Origin of the sequence: Deminuibacter soli (genome assembly GCF_003412455.1) — a bacterium.
GTDB classification, from domain to species: Bacteria; Bacteroidota; Bacteroidia; order Chitinophagales; family Chitinophagaceae; genus Deminuibacter; species Deminuibacter soli.
Map to the genome: position 1 here is coordinate 1,124,149 of NZ_QTJU01000001.1, position 15,487 is coordinate 1,139,635.

Here is a 15,487-nt window from a genome sequence, read left to right on the forward strand (position 1 = left end):
GTGGATAAGGTAACGGCTAAAATTGCTTCCGGGGCAGTAATAAAGTATATTACTGAAAGGGTATAGATTAGATCAATGAAGAGTTACTATGTAACCGGTTTCATACCGAAACCATAATACGCCGGCAAGATAATAAAGTTTTGACAACCCAACTAAACATTTTCTGATTTTTTCGCATATGAAACTACTTTGGCTGTTACAAGTAGTTGACCTGTATGTCGTTGTGTATGCTCTGCCGCATGTACCAGTAACCCCAGCACATTGCTTGGCAGCTGTTTCCGGCCTACACCTCTTGGCTGCAGTAAATCGCTTTCGCCGGTTGTATGCAGTTGCGTAATCGCAGCGTCTACCTGTTTATTGAACAGCTGTAAAAGCGTTTGGGTAGTGCATGTTTCTCCCTCCTGCTGTTTGCCCTCCTGTGCCAGCTCCAGCAACTGTTGTTTAGTGAGCACATCACCTGTTGCATAGGTAAACAACCTGGAAAGTACGCCACGCAGGTGCTGTAAATGAAAACCAACCGAGGCTGTGCCCGCCGGTTTTTCCCACAACAGGCTGTCGTCAAAACCCTGTAATGCAGCATTTATTTCTTCCCGCGCCTGCAATAAGGCGTGTACTACCGGTTGCAACAATGGAATAATGCCTTCCACCGGACCGCGTAACCATACTTCTTCTGTATTATTCGTTGTCATCAATATATTTATTACTGGCATGGAATTTATACTGTTTATACTATAACGCAAGCATATGAAAACATTCGGCCTCATTTTAATCATCGCTGGTATAGCCATGATTGTAATACGCGGTTTCTCCGTTCAGACAGAAAAAAAAGTGGTGGATGTTGGTCCTGTCGAAATCAATAAAAAAGAGAACAAATGGATTGGCTGGCCTACCTACGCAGGCGCGGTCGTTGCCGTTGTGGGCGTGGTACTTGTTGCCACCAACCGCAACCGCACCTGATTATTTTTGCAGCACGCCGTTTTTCCAGACAGCTGCAATATTCCTGGTTTGCCTGATATCGTTTAACGGGTTGCCATTCAGCACCAGCAAATCGGCTTTTTTACCAATGGCGATATTGCCCCTGTTGGTTACCTGCAGCATACGCGCAGCATTAATGGTTGCTGCCTGTATTACATGCATAGGCGAAACACCTGCTGCTTCCATCAATTCCAGCTCCAGGTGCTCTGAAAACCCCTGCGCACGAACGGGCTGTGCACCGGAATCTGTACCCAGTACAATGGTTACACCGGCGCTGTCTAATTTATGCAGGTTGGTCACTGCATTTTTAAATGCCGTTATCTTCTTTTGCCTGGTTGAATCTTTCAGCTGTTTTTCTTTAAAGGCCGCGCTGCTCAGTCTTTCCCACACACCTGGCTCCAGTGATCTTTTAAAAAATGCATCATTCAGCCAGTAGGCATCCCCACCGTAGGCAAAATTGTATTCATCCAGGGTTAAAGTGGGAATATAAAAAACACCTTTCTGTTTAATGGCCAGTACCAGCGAATCGCTGATCACTGTGTCGCGTATACTATGTGCCAGCACGCTAACACCGGCATTCACCAGCCGGCGCGCATCTTCCTGGTAAAACACATGCGCTGCCACCCGCAAATGCTGGTTGTGCGCTTCCTGTATAATGGCATCGTATATATCTTCTTTCATTTTAGGGGCGGTATGACTAAAATCATCCACCCAAACCTTCACCAGGTCAGGGTGCAGTGCCGCCAGTTGCTGTATATCCTTTATGGCTTCGGGTATCCCTTGCGGACGCATTACTTTATCTGCAAACCCGGGTGGCGGGCCGCCGCCATTTACTCCCAGCCCGTAACCAGCTGTGAATATGGTAGCGCCGGGAATCAGTCCTTTCTGCGATGAATCGCGCAGCGGGAAAATAAGCGCATGATCGGTTCCCATGCTCATTACACTGCCAACACCAAACGATGCATATTTTTTCAGTTGCCTGATAATATTTTCTCTTGTGTAATTACCCGATACTGCACTATCGCCCTGCAGCAAGCCCAGGTGGCCATGCCCGTTTATCAGCATCGGCATAATGGTTTTACCTGTGTAGTCTATCACGGTTGCATCCGGTGCTATCGGGTCACCTGCAGAAAAAATACCCGCAATGGTATCATCCTGTATGGCCAGCGAAGCCTGTTGCAAAACACTGTCGACGGTGATAATGGTGGCGCCTTTGAATATGGTAATGGTATGATTACGTTTCATTCCCTTGCAAGCCCCAACTGCAGTCAATACCAGGCCTATCCATAAAAGCTGTGTGTGTGTTTTCATGTGTTGTGTTTTATTATTGCAGGCGTCCCGAATTACTTACAAAAGCAATGTGCCTGCTGTCGGGCGACCAGCCCGGTGTATTCATTGAGCCCTGCCCGCCATATACATAAGCCAGCACTTTGGGTGCTCCGCCACTTACCGGCATTACACGTATATATACCCTTTTATAAAACGGGTGATCGCCCGGTGCCACATCTTTATTAAAAGAAAGAAATACGATCTGTTTTCCATCAGGTGAAACATGCGGAAACCAGTTATTAAAACCATCATCGGTTAATTGGGTTTGCCCGCTGCCATCGGGTCGCATACGCCATAACTGCATGGTACCGCTTCGCACAGAGTTGAAATAGATGTATTGCCCGTCAGGACTGTATTCGCTGCCATCATCCAGGCCCGGTGTATTCGTCAGTTGCTTTTCTTCTCCGCCAGCTGCCGGCACGCTGTAAATATCAAAATCACCCTTTCGCTGTCCGGTAAATAACAAGGTCTTTCCATCGGGCGACCAGCCGTGTAAATAACTGGGGCCAACCGGTGTTATTTGTTTGGGTTCACCACCTGTTACCGGTACTGTAAACACCAGCGAACCGGAAACTGCATTGTTGCCATTGCTGCTTAAACCCAGCCAACGCCCGTCAAAAGAAAGCACATGATCGTTATTGTTTTGTTTAACTGCGCCTGTATTCAGCGGTTCTATTTTTTTAGTGGCAAGATCAAAGTGATAGATCAATCCCTTGCTGTTGTATAATAATGCCTTGCCATCGTGTGTCCAGTTAGGCGCCTGTAAAGAGGTGGTGCTATCCGTATAAATAATTTTGCGGTTGCCCGAATGTACATCCAGCAACTCTATGTGGCTGCCCAGGTATTGTTTATAAGCCAGCAAACTATCCGGTGCAGGCACAATAATACGTACATTGCTGAACTGTGCCTTTTCTGTAACCTGTGCATTGTGTGCACAAACAAATAAACCGGCGTATACTTTTTCACCCAGCTGTACATCCGATACCGCAATGGTATCAAATGGCTCACCAAATACAGCTGCGGAAAGAATAAATTTATTGCCCTTACGCTCCAGCTGCAGCACATCAGGTGCCTTCACCGTCATTCTTTGTTCTTCTATATTGGCTGTTGCTGCTGTGCGGTATTGCAGGGCGGCAAGGCCATCGCCATGTACAGCACCGCATACCATGGCCGATGTGCTGTCTAATGTTGTACGCACCATCCATCCTGCCTTGCGGTGTGCTTCTTTTCCTTTGCCCACCCATGAAACCCTTGCCTGCAAAATAAAATCACCGGTCAGCTGCCGCCATGCATAATAAAATGCATCGTGGTTAAACCAGATATTGTTGCCAGACCCGGTGATGCCATATTGCTGCAGCGCATTATTGTAAGTAAGGGAACCCTTCAACTGTATATTCCCTACATCGGTGCCGCCTTCGAAAATACCTTTTCCGCCTTGCGGCAAAACCCTGTTGAGTTGTAACAGCAATGCCATGCAAAGCAAACTGATTTTTACTTTCTGCATATAGTAAATTTTTACAAAACATGCTATTGCTGCCTACCTGCCCGGTTGCCACTGTGTTCTGAACTCGTTTGGAGACAGTCCTTTCATTTTGCGGAAAAATTTATTGAAATGGCTGAGGTCTGTAAAGCCCATTTCATAACTGATTTCCTTAATGGTAAACCCGCTGTATTTTAACCTGTTTTCTGCCAGGCTTAGTTTATAATTGTTGATATACTCACGCAGTGTTATGCCCAGCTGCTCTTTTAAATAAATACCCAGGTAATTACGTGAATAACCAAATAAATCGGCCAGTTGTTCAACATGCAGCAATTCGGGGGAGTAAATATTGTTGTGGATATATTGTATGATAGCCGTGAGCTTTTCATCGCCCTGCCGGGTTTGCTCCGGGTACTGGTTGCTTACCAGGTTGCGTTTAATAACCGACAATACGGTTTGTATCAGGAAAAATAAGGTTTCGTTGTTTTCATTTTTCGATTCCAGCCATTCTTTTGCCACCAGCCGCATCAGGTTGTCCATGGTAGCGGCATCACCTTCCCGGTTCAGGGCTACGGCATCTTTTTTACCCGCGTGCATCAGCAGTTCGTCCATGTACTGGTTCCAGTTGCTTTGCACGGTAATGCTGCCAATACCGTTCAGGTAAATATTGGTGAATTTGATAAAGGTGAACTGCGTTTTTTCTTCTATTTCAAAAGAATGATAGTCTGAAGGACCCAGCACAAAAATACTGTTGGCTGCGTAGGCGTAAGAAACGCCATTCAATTTATGCAGCCCTTTGCCCTCATGTACAAAAATAATTTCAATATGGTTGTGGTTGTGCTCCGGATGCGGCCATTCGTGCACAGCAAAATGCGACACTTTCAGAAAATTATGCTGGATATATCGCTTCATATATAAAAGTACCGGTTTTCCATTGAACTATGCAACAGCTCTCCCTCAATCCGTAAATAGCTTTGCCCTATCAAATTTACAAGGATGATTTTATTGAAATGAGCAGCCTTGCCAGTGCGGCAGGGATGGCTTACACCGGCACGGTCTTCGCAGCAACACCCAGGCCCGCCCCCCAACTTCTGGCCGGATAATGCCAGACTTGTTATTTCCTTTTCCATGCAGTTTGAAGCAGGCGGCGCACCTGAAATTGGTGCCGACAGCCCTTCCCGCCCACTATGCTATTGACAATTTAAGCCGCGACGAACGGCCAGGTAATAGAAATACACTAGTGCACACAACCAGGCAGGCGAATTACCCCCTGCCTGGTTTGCCTTGCTTTATTATCTTCGCGGCATGACAGGTATTGACAGTGTACAATTGAAAGAGGTGATCGTTCACAAAGTAGGCAACCCTACACGCAGCGAAATATTGAAGCTTTCTGCCAACCCGCTCACGCTGAACGATGAAATTGTAAGCGGTTTGCTTACCAAATATTTTCTCGGTGCTTTTAATGAAAACGAGCAGTACCGTTTTACCCATATCAGCGACCTCCAGCTCAACGAGGTGTACCACTATATTTTCCAGATATTCGAAGACGCTAAAAACTTTCTTCCCAACTCAGCACTGCTGGCCAATTTTCTTTACTCAAAAAGTACCCACGTAAAAGTAAAGGAAGGGGAATTTTATGTAGCCCATTTCGATAATGTACCCTTCGATGGAGATTATGTGCAGGCCATCGGCATGTTCAAATCAGAAACCAAAGAAACCTTTCTCAGGGTATTCCCCCACGGCCAAAGTCTCGAAGTAATTCACGAAGAAGGTGTCAACATCAATAAACTCGATAAAGGCTGCCTGGTATTTAAAAAGAATACGACCGAAGGCTATGTGGCCTGTGTGGTTGACAATACCAACAAGCAAAGCGATGCCCAATACTGGATCAAAGATTTTTTACAGGTAGAGCCGTATGCAGACAGCTATCACAATACCAACAACACATTGGGTATGTGCAAGCAGTTTATCACAAAAGAATACGCGGAGAAATTCGATGTTTCCAAAAGCGACCAGATCGATTTGCTCAACCGGTCGATGGACTATTTCAAAAACAACGAATCGTTTACGCTCGAATCGTTTGCGCAGGAAGTTATTCACCACGAAGAAGTGGTAGATGCTTTCAGGGATTACAAGCAAACCTACGAATCGGCTAAAAATGTGGTAATAGAAGACGAGTTTGATATTCACCTTTCCGCCGTGCAAAAACAGGCCAAACAATTTAAAACCGTACTCAAACTCGACAAAAATTTCCACGTATACATTCACGGCCGCCGCGATTTAATTGAGCGTGGTTATGATGAGCTGAGCGATAAGAAATTCTATAAGCTGTACTACGACGAGGAAAACTAATTGCCGCAGGCGTTACACTAACCTGGGCCTGCATGCTTTGGCATATTTTATGGGTGCATATGGGGTAGTCTCTTATTCCTTACCTTAAAATACTGTATTATGCTGCGCTGGACGATTACTTTCCTGATCATCGCTATTATAGCTGCCATTTTTGGTTTTACCGGAATTGCTTCCGGGGCCGCACAGATAGCCAAAATATTGTTTTTCATTTTTATCGTATTGTTCCTGCTTTCGCTTATCCGCGGCAGGGGCTAAACAAAATAGAAAAAGACCGCTCCTTTCCGGGAGCGGCCTTACAATATTTTTTACAGAAAGGTTTGTTGCTTAAAATAACCCAGGTTGTATAAACTTCGGTCGCTTTAACTGCAGCCCGCATTTCTTTTCCAGCGCATCTACCAGGTACACGGTCAACTCAGGTGACAATGCTTCATCATGCATATGCATAAAAAAGTACAGTTCTTCCAGCCCGTGTTTAAGCCAGTACTGAATGCGTTTTACCCATTCATCAATCCTGGTGTAATCTGTTGGGTGCAGGCTATTACCCACATAACGGATAAAGGCTTTGGGAATAGTAAGGTGCATGTGTGCACAGTCCCTGCGGCCTGCTGTATCCGTGATAATTAAACCGATATTGCCTGCATGCAGTGTTTCCAGTAATGTTTTAAAAGCCCCTTTATCCGAAAACCAATCCGGGTGCCGTACTTCCAGGAAAAACTGCAGGTCTTTCGGAAGCGATAGCAGGTAATTGAACAAATTGTCTTTCCGCGTGGGCGCGTATTTATCACTTACCTGTAAAAATATCGGCCCAAGGTGGTCTTTAAATGCCAGTACGCCTTCCAGGAATTTATCGGTGGTAGCATCTACATTTACAAACGAGCTGTAATGACTGATGCTCTGCGGAATTTTGGGGCAGAATTTAAAATCCATCCCCTTTGCCTTTGCCGCCCACTTCGAAATCGTATCCGTACCGTACACCTGGTAATGTGTGGCATTCAGTTCTATTGAATTGTAATGATCCACATAATGATCCAGGAACTGCGCGTCTTTTGTGCCCTTCGGATAAATTTTACCCAGCCATTCCTTCCTGCCCCATTTGGCGCAGCCAATGTACACCTGCGGGTGCGCCACCGGCTTACCTGCAGGTAATATTTTTTTATTCCATGCAGATTCTGCCGGCAGGGCAAAATTTACTTCTTCCAGCTCGGCTGGTGTTAATTTTCCAAAATCCATATCGAATGTCTGCAGTTACGCGGCAGACTGTACTTGTTATAAATGTTTCTCGCCCTTGTTGCGTTTTACTTCTGCAACATATTCTTTGATTTCCTGCTCTTTTTCTTTCTTGCAAATAAGCAGTACGTCTTTGGTATCTACTACAATAAAATCGTCCAGCCCCTGCAGTACCAGCAGTTTTTCGTGCGGTGCGCTGATCATGCATTTGCTGGCATCTACCACCATTACGTTTTCACCTGCAATGGCATTGCCCAGGTAATCTTTTTCAAGATTGTCGTAAGCGCTGTTCCATGTACCCAGGTCGCTCCAGCCAAAAGAAGCAGGGATCACAAATACATTGCTCGCCTTTTCCATAATAGCATAGTCAATAGAAATGCTCGAGCACAGCGGGTAAATACGGTCAATAGCCTCCTGCTCGCCAGGTGTATTGAAATGCTCTTTTTCCGACGCAAACAAATCATACATTTCCGGCTGAAACTGCTCAAACGCTTTTACCACGTGTTTAGCCTGCCAGATGAAAATACCGGCGTTCCATAAAAAGTCGCCGCTGGCCAGGAAAGTCTGCGCCATTTCAAGCTTAGGCTTTTCTGTAAACAGTTTTACTTTATACACATCTTCGGCCGCAGCAGCAGTTTCATGCTGAATATAACCGTAACCGGTATTGGGGTAAGTTGGTTTAATGCCAAGCGTTACAAACGACTGGTGCGTGGCTGCAAAATCAAGCGCCTGTTTCGACACCTTTTCAAATGCTTCAATATCAATAATCATGTGATCGCTGGGTGCAACTATCAAAGAAGCCTCAGGATCTTTCTGCAATAATTTAAAAGAAATATAAGCCACGCAGGGCGCCGTGTTTTTGCGGCTGGGCTCACTCAAAATGTTTTCAGTAGGGATGGCAGGCAACTGCTCTTTTACAATACCTGCATATTCTGCGGATGTTACCACATAAATATTTTCTTCAGGAATAAAGCGCTTGTACCGGTCATAGGTCCATTGAATTAAGGTTTTGCCGGTGTTTAAAATATCGAGAAACTGCTTTGGATAACTGGTTCTGCTTTTAGGCCAGAACCGGCTGCCAATGCCACCGGCCATGATTGCCACGTAGTGATGTTTATTCATACAATATTTATTCTGTCAAATATAGGCTGTTGTACTTAGCAAGCAAGAGGGTATCTGGTTGAAAACAAACGTATTAAATTATTCCTTCACGCACCAGGTCGTGCAGGTGCAATATACCCAGGTAACCGTTGTTATCATCTGTTACCACCAGCTGGCTGATATCGTGCCGGCGCAATACATCCAGCGCTTCTACCGCCAGCATATCAGGGGCAATGGTTACCGGTTTGTTGTGCTGCATATCTCCGGCTTTTATACCCGTCAGGTTATCTACATGCTCCAGCATCCTGCGCACATCGCCATCGGTAATAATACCCAGCACCTGCCCTTCGTCACTTACCACCACTGCCGCACCAAGCCTGCTTTTCGAAATGGTTACAATGACTTCTTTCAGCGATGCGCCGGTTACAACGGCCGGTTTTGCATTGTTGCGGTAAATGTCCGCTACACGCAGGTAAAGCCGTTTGCCCAGGTTGCCGCCGGGATGGTATTTGGCAAAATCCTGGCCCGTAAAACCCGATAATTCCATCAGGCATATGGCCAGTGCATCGCCCATTACCATCTGCGCGGTTGTGCTGGTGGTTGGCGCCAGGTTATTAATACAGGCTTCCTGTTTTACGGTGGTGTTTAATACCATATCACAGTTCGCCGCCAGAAACGATTGTGTGTTGCCCACCATGCCAATCAACACATTGCCGAAATGTTTAATCAGCGGAACAAGCACTTTAATCTCCGGGCTTTCACCGCTTTTGCTGATGATCATCACCACGTCATCGCGCTGAATCATCCCCAGGTCGCCGTGAATGGCATCTCCTGCGTGCATAAATAGTGCCGGGGTTCCCGTTGAATTGAGCGTAGCCACAATTTTTTGTGCAACCAGGGCACTTTTGCCAATACCGCTGATTACCAGGCGCCCTTTACAGGTGCTCACGGTTTTAACCGCTTTTTCAAACGAATCGCTTAAAAATCCGGCCATTTCCTGTATACATCCGGCTTCCTGCTGTATTACTTCCCGGGCTTTAGCTATTATTGGTGTCATACCCAACAAAATTAAACTTTAACACCAAACTCTTCCTGATTATCCTTATCGTTAGTAACTTCGCTACCCTTTCAAAAAAATGAGTTGTCCTGAAAGGAATTACACCACACGATTAGCGATTGGCTTGTATTATACACCGGCATTAAGTATCTTATCATTGACATCCCGTACTGTGGGAAGGAAATCTTTGAGAAATGGCAACAAGTACTAAAAAAGCATCCCCCCGCGCCGCCAAGGCAACGGATGAGGTTGTAACCCCAAAAAAAAGCGCGTCTAAACGCGCTAAACCTGTAACTGCTAACGCTATCACCCAACAACACCGGCACGACATCGAAAAAGGCATCCAGGAACACTTTGGATTTGAACAATTCAAAGGCCGCCAGCAGGAAGCCATTCACAGCCTGTTAAACGGCCACGATACTTTCGTAATTATGCCCACCGGCGGCGGCAAAAGCCTTTGCTACCAGTTACCGGCCATGATGCTCGAAGGCTGCGCCATTGTGGTTAGCCCGCTTATTGCACTCATGAAAAACCAGGTTGACCTGGTACGCAGCTACAGCGAAAAAGACGATGTGGCGCATTTTCTCAACTCCTCACTCAGTAAGAGCCAGCAACGCGAGGTAAAAGAAGATTTGCTCAGCGGCAAAACCAAACTGCTCTACGTTGCACCTGAAACACTTACCAAACAGGAAAACCTCGAGTTTTTCAGTGACCTGCACATTTCCTTCTTTGCTGTTGACGAAGCACACTGTATTTCAGAATGGGGCCACGATTTCCGTCCCGAATACCGCCGCCTTCGTGAAATGATGGATGAAATAAATCCGGGCGTTCCCGTTATTGCCTTAACCGCTACCGCCACACCAAAAGTGCAGAGCGATATCGTTAAAAACCTCGGCTTACGCAATCCCAATATATTCATCTCCTCTTTTAACCGCGGTAACCTGTATTATGAAATACTGCCCAAGGTTAAAAAAGACCAGACGGTTAAAAGCATTGTTCGCTTTATTTCGCAGAACAAGGGCAAAAGCGGTATTATTTATACCCTTAACCGCAAAACCACCGAAGAACTGGCCGAAATACTCGTAGCCAACGGTATTAAAGCCGTGGCCTACCATGCAGGGCTCGATGCCAAATTGCGCGCCGAACGCCAGGATCAGTTCCTGAACGAAGACATGCAGGTGATTGTAGCTACCATCGCATTCGGTATGGGTATCGATAAACCCGATATCCGTTTCGTTATTCACTACAATATCCCCAAATCAATCGAGAACTATTACCAGGAAACAGGCCGCGCAGGCCGTGATGGTCTCGAAGGCAAATGTTTGCTGTACTACAGCCATAAAGACGTAGCCAAGCTGGAACACCTGATGCGTGATAAGCCTTTGAGCGAACGCGAAGTGGGTGCACAGTTAATCAACGAAACAGTATCGTACGCCGAAAGCAGTGTTTGCCGCCGTAAAATTCTGCTCCACTACTTTGGTGAAGAATGGGATACGGTTAACTGCGGTAACTGCGACAACTGTCTTAACCCCAAAGAAAAAATTGAAGCAAAAGACGAAGCCGTGAAAGTGCTGAAAGTAGTTCAGTCGCTTGACGAACGTTTTGCTGCCGATTATATCGTTAACATCCTGCTGGGTAAATTAACGCCCCAGATCAATATGTTCCGCCACGAAAGCTTACCGGTTTTTGGTATCGGTAAAGACAAGGACGAACATTTCTGGAACAGCCTTATCCGCCAGCTGCTGCTCGAAAATCTGTTAAGAAAAGACATTGAAGAATACGGCCTGCTGAAGTTTACCCCACAGGGCGAGAAATTCCTGAAAAAACCTGCTTCTTTCCAGATTGTACTGAACAACCTGTTCGAAGATGCCAATGCCGAGGATGATGAAGAAGGTGACACCGGCTCTGGCGGTAATGCTGCTGCAGACGAACGCCTGTTTACCATGCTCAAGGAAATGCGCCAAAAGGAAGCCAAGAAAAAAGGCCTGCCTCCTTTCGTGATCTTCCTCGAATCGTCGCTCCAGGATATGGCTACCCTGTTCCCTACCACTTTGCAGGAACTGGAAAAATGCCAGGGTGTAAGCAAGGGCAAGGCCCTGCGGTATGGCAAACCTTTTATTGAGGTGATCGCCAAATTTGTAGAAGAAAACAATATTGAAAAACCGGATGATTTTGTAATGAAAAGTGTTGCCAATAAAAGCAACAACAAGATTTACATTATCCAGAACGTTGACAAAAAGATACCGCTCGAAACCATCGCCCGCAACAAGGATCTCCGTTTGGATGCCTTGCTCGAAGAAATGGAAACCATTGTTGCCAGCGGTACCAGGCTTAATCTCGATTACGCCATCGATGACCTGCTCGATGAAGATGAACAGGATGAAATTATCGACTACTTCCGCAACTGTGAAACCTCTTCTTTACAGCTTGCACAGGAAGAAATGGCCGAAAGCGATTATAACTGGGAACAGCTGAAAATTATGCGTATCAAGTTCCTTTGCGAATACGGTATTTAGGTAAACTGATAGCGATAATCCGTTTAATATAACCAGTGCCGGAACAGCTGTTCCGGCACTTTCGTATATCCCCAATTCTGTTCCTCATTTTGTGGAAACTTTTATCCATAGCATCTCAATTACAAAACATACAGCTATGGCAGAAATAATCTCAACCCAAAATAACAGGCATGTACACGGAAAAAAAGGTAAAAAATTATCAACCCGTGTTGACCTCACACCCATGGTAGACCTGGGTTTCCTGCTCATCACCTTCTTTATATTCACAACTACTTTAACCACGCCAAAGGCATTGGATATGGTGATGCCCGATGACAAACCAACCCAATCTCCTACAGAAGTGGGCAACGATAAAACATTACAGCTACAGCTGAACGGGGATCATGTTGTTTATTACAACGGCAACGACAGCCTCCACACCTACAAAACCGATTATGCAATCGGTGTCAGAAACGTAATTCAGCAAAAAATGAATACCGTTCAACATCAGTTCGGCAACGCACGCGAAACAGTTATACTAATTAAGCCAACAGATGCAGCCAGTTTGCAGCAGTTGGTGTCTGTACTGGACGAGATGCGTATCAACGGGGTACAGCATTACGTACTGCTATAGAAAGCTTATAAACTGGTAAAAAAATACTGGATTTGGTTAAAAAACCATTTAAATGCAATTCTCTACGCAGCGTTTTGTTTTTCGTTGGCATCATATTTGGGTAGCCTACTATATAACCTTGAATAAGTCAGTTAAAAACACTATTTAATTTCGCTACTATGCGCGCCACCGGAAATATACAATTTACTGTACAGGAAGGCTTAAGTCTTCTCGAAGTAGCTGCTAGCAAGTCCGGCGATCTTATCTTAAAGTTCCTGGATGTTCAGGGCAGAATCGCGAAAACCATCATCGAAAAAGTAGAGCAAGGGGCACAACAATTGCATATCAATGTGAGTGACCTCAGTGACGGGAATTATGTGATGAACGCGTTTCTGGGTGAGCACTTTATTAAAGCGGTTCGCTTTATCAAGAATTAGTCTTTCAATTGGGGGTATGTATACTATCGTCCTGCCTATTTGGGTGGGACTTTTTTTTGCCCGTAACTCTGGAAAAGCTCACCATTCACCTAAAAGTTATTCAGATACACACCGGCTAAAAGATAGTTTTGTACTTTGCCCCGGGCACCAATTATTTTATTTTAAAATTTGTTTGCCATGGCTATACCAGTTGTAGACCTTTCCCGCTTTACCAATGGAACAGAGGCAGAGAAAAAAGCTTTCGTTCAGGAACTCGGGAAAGCTTATGAAGAAGTAGGATTTGTTGCTGTAAAAAATCACGGCATCCCCGATGAACTGATTGCTGCGTTATACGAATACGTGCAGCAGTTCTTCTCCCTGCCGCTTGAGAAAAAACTGCATTACGAAATTGAGGGACTGGCAGGCCAGCGTGGGTATACCAGCTTTGGCCGCGAACACGCCAAAGGCAGTGAAGCACCTGATTTAAAAGAATTTTTCCAGTACGGTCAAACCGTTGAAGACGATGACCCCATTGAATCGGAATATCCCGACAATGTGCATGTACCCGAAATTCCACCATTCGATAAAACACTGTTCTCGGCTTACCGCCATTTTGAAAAAAGCGGCTATGCCTTGTTACAGGCCATTTCCCTTTACCTTGGGCTGGATGAGGATTATTTTAAACCGCACCTGCACAATGGCAACTCCATTTTACGCGCCATTCACTACCCGCCCATTACACACGAACCAAAATCAGCCATCCGCGCTGAACAGCATGAAGACATTAACCTCATCACTTTACTGGTAGGTGCTTCTGCAGATGGTTTACAGATTTTAACCAAACAGGGCGATTGGGTAAACGTGACTTCTTTACCTGAACAAATTGTAGTAAACGTAGGCGATATGCTGCAAAGGCTTACCAATAACAAGCTGCGCAGCACCACCCACCGCGTGGTAAATCCTGCCCGGGAACTATGGCATACCAGCCGTTTCTCCATGCCTTTTTTTATGCACCCGCGCAGTGAAATGAGCCTGGCCTGTTTGCCATCGTGTATTGATGCGGCGCATCCCAAAGCTTACCCCGATGCTACTGCAGGTGAATACCTTGATGAAAGGCTCAGGGAAATAGGACTGAAGAAATAGATTATGCAGTAATATCATCCCCCCTGAACAAACTTGTTTGTAACACGACATATACCTTTCCTCAGAGCTGTTTTTTTACACAGCATCACAGCATTCGGTGGCCCGCAGGGTCACCTGGGAATGATGCTGAAGACTTTTGTTCAGCAACGCAATGATATTACAGAAGAAGAACTAATGGAGTACAACGGCTTTTGCCAGATGCTGCCAGGCGCTTCTTCTACACAAACGCTTACTTTAATCGGGTATAAACGTGGTGGCATACCATTGGCCATACTCACACTCATTATCTGGATATTGCCGGCCTGTACCATCATGGGTGCCTTGTCTTTCCTGCTGGATTACATGGCAGACAAGTCGTTGAATGTACAAACCCTGCGCTTTATACAACCCATGGCGGTTGGCTTTATTGCCTATTCGGCCTACCGGTTGTTTGGCAAGTCGGTACACAACCCCATTACCCGCATTATCATGGCATCTTCGGTGCTGCTCACCTATTTCCTGTTTAAAACCCCCTGGATATTCCCCGGTGTAATCATAGCAGCAGGTATCGCCACCAATTTTAGTGATAAACGTATTCCGCAAAAGGGTATCCCGCCTAAAAAGATCAAATGGGGAAATATTCTCATCTTTTTCGCCCTGTTTATGCTGGCCGGCTTTCTCAGTGAAACTGCCCGTAAACAGGAATGGAAAAGTCGCGGTGTATACAACCTTTTCGAAAACTTTTACCGTTTTGGCAGCCTGGTATTTGGCGGTGGTGATGTATTGATGCCCATGATGTACGAACAGTACGTGGTACGCCCTGAAACCAAACAGGTAGAAATAAATAACCCCGGCGTACTGCAGATGTCGCACAGCGATTTTCTCACCGGCTCAGGCATTGTACGTGCTATACCCGGGCCTGTTTTTTCCATTGGTGCATTTACAGGAGGCATGTTATTCAGGGAAAAAGGCCCGGCCATGCAGGTCCTCGGCTGTGTTATAGGCGCCATTGCCCTGTTTTTGCCGAGCGCCTTACTGGTATTATTCTTTTTCCCGGTGTGGAATAACCTGAAGAAGTATGCAGTGATTTACCGTTCGCTGGAAGGCATTAATGCCGCTGTGGTAGGTATTATGTGCGGTGCTACCCTGTACTTAACCAAAAACATATCGATGGATATCATGAATGGCTTTGTGGAGCATTCATTGAACATTGCAGTAATTGTAACTACCTTTCTACTACTGGGTTTTACCAAAATACGTCCGCCCTTTATTGTAATAGGATGTTTATTGCTGGGATGGCTGGTTACTTTCTCCTGACCA

15 protein-coding genes are annotated in these 15,487 nt (G+C 45.6%); 8 read left to right on the top strand and 7 right to left on the bottom strand.

The window, feature by feature from the left end; genetic code table 11:
- Positions 1–152 precede the first annotated feature (152 nt).
- Positions 153–689: a DinB family protein gene (locus DXN05_RS04865; RefSeq protein ID WP_116846055.1), complete on the bottom strand. Its 537-nt coding sequence runs from the start codon at positions 687–689 to the stop codon at positions 153–155.
- 55 nt (positions 690–744) lie between these two features.
- On the opposite strand from DXN05_RS04865, the gene DXN05_RS04870 reads away from it, so the two are divergent.
- A complete protein-coding gene (locus DXN05_RS04870; RefSeq protein WP_116846056.1) occupies positions 745–957 on the top strand; it encodes a hypothetical protein in 213 nt (70 codons plus the stop codon).
- On the opposite strand, the gene DXN05_RS04875 is transcribed toward DXN05_RS04870, so the two are convergent.
- From DXN05_RS04875 to DXN05_RS04885, 3 genes are read right to left on the bottom strand one after another with little or no spacing between them, the layout of a single operon-like run.
- The gene (locus DXN05_RS04875; RefSeq protein ID WP_116846057.1) at positions 958–2,286 is read right to left on the bottom strand and encodes an amidohydrolase family protein; all 1,329 of its coding nucleotides are present in this window, start codon (positions 2,284–2,286) and stop codon (positions 958–960) included.
- A 13-nt stretch (positions 2,287–2,299) separates the two neighbouring features.
- The gene (locus DXN05_RS04880) at positions 2,300–3,808 is read right to left on the bottom strand and encodes a TolB family protein (RefSeq protein ID WP_116846058.1); all 1,509 of its coding nucleotides are present in this window, start codon (positions 3,806–3,808) and stop codon (positions 2,300–2,302) included.
- A 33-nt stretch (positions 3,809–3,841) separates the two neighbouring features.
- On the bottom strand, positions 3,842–4,696 hold the full coding sequence (locus DXN05_RS04885; RefSeq protein ID WP_116846059.1) for an AraC family transcriptional regulator: 855 nt from the start codon (positions 4,694–4,696) through the stop codon (positions 3,842–3,844).
- Between the two features lie 393 nt (positions 4,697–5,089).
- On the opposite strand from DXN05_RS04885, the gene DXN05_RS04895 reads away from it, so the two are divergent.
- The gene (locus DXN05_RS04895; protein WP_116846401.1) at positions 5,090–6,136 is read left to right on the top strand and encodes a nucleoid-associated protein; all 1,047 of its coding nucleotides are present in this window, start codon (positions 5,090–5,092) and stop codon (positions 6,134–6,136) included.
- 99 nt (positions 6,137–6,235) lie between these two features.
- Positions 6,236–6,391: a DUF1328 domain-containing protein gene (locus tag DXN05_RS04900; RefSeq protein ID WP_116846060.1), complete on the top strand. Its 156-nt coding sequence runs from the start codon at positions 6,236–6,238 to the stop codon at positions 6,389–6,391.
- A 69-nt stretch (positions 6,392–6,460) separates the two neighbouring features.
- Here the strand turns inward: DXN05_RS04900 and DXN05_RS04905 are convergent, their stop codons facing one another.
- From DXN05_RS04905 to DXN05_RS04915, 3 genes are all read right to left on the bottom strand, one after another.
- Complete coding sequence (locus tag DXN05_RS04905) at positions 6,461–7,366, bottom strand: DUF72 domain-containing protein (RefSeq protein ID WP_116846061.1); 906 nt, start codon at positions 7,364–7,366, stop codon at positions 6,461–6,463.
- A gap of 36 nt (positions 7,367–7,402) precedes the next feature.
- On the bottom strand, positions 7,403–8,485 hold the full coding sequence (locus tag DXN05_RS04910) for a mannose-1-phosphate guanylyltransferase (protein WP_116846062.1): 1,083 nt from the start codon (positions 8,483–8,485) through the stop codon (positions 7,403–7,405).
- A gap of 73 nt (positions 8,486–8,558) precedes the next feature.
- Positions 8,559–9,521, bottom strand: a complete 963-nt coding sequence (locus tag DXN05_RS04915) for a KpsF/GutQ family sugar-phosphate isomerase (protein WP_116846063.1) — start codon at positions 9,519–9,521, stop codon at positions 8,559–8,561.
- Between the two features lie 194 nt (positions 9,522–9,715).
- Here DXN05_RS04915 and recQ point away from each other — a divergent pair, with 194 nt between their 5' ends.
- The 5 genes from recQ (at position 9,716) to chrA (ending at position 15,484) form a co-directional block, all read left to right on the top strand.
- The gene (gene recQ, locus DXN05_RS04920) at positions 9,716–12,037 is read left to right on the top strand and encodes a DNA helicase RecQ (protein ID WP_211329977.1); all 2,322 of its coding nucleotides are present in this window, start codon (positions 9,716–9,718) and stop codon (positions 12,035–12,037) included.
- A 136-nt stretch (positions 12,038–12,173) separates the two neighbouring features.
- Positions 12,174–12,650, top strand: coding sequence for an ExbD/TolR family protein (locus DXN05_RS04925; RefSeq protein ID WP_116846064.1), 477 nt, complete (start codon positions 12,174–12,176; stop codon positions 12,648–12,650).
- A gap of 158 nt (positions 12,651–12,808) precedes the next feature.
- On the top strand, positions 12,809–13,066 hold the full coding sequence (locus DXN05_RS04930) for a hypothetical protein (RefSeq protein ID WP_116846065.1): 258 nt from the start codon (positions 12,809–12,811) through the stop codon (positions 13,064–13,066).
- Positions 13,067–13,243: 177 nt separating this feature from the next.
- Positions 13,244–14,188, top strand: a complete 945-nt coding sequence (locus tag DXN05_RS04935) for an isopenicillin N synthase family dioxygenase (protein WP_116846066.1) — start codon at positions 13,244–13,246, stop codon at positions 14,186–14,188.
- A gap of 33 nt (positions 14,189–14,221) precedes the next feature.
- A complete protein-coding gene (gene chrA / locus DXN05_RS04940; protein ID WP_116846067.1) occupies positions 14,222–15,484 on the top strand; it encodes a chromate efflux transporter in 1,263 nt (420 codons plus the stop codon).
- Positions 15,485–15,487: the final 3 nt, after the last annotated feature.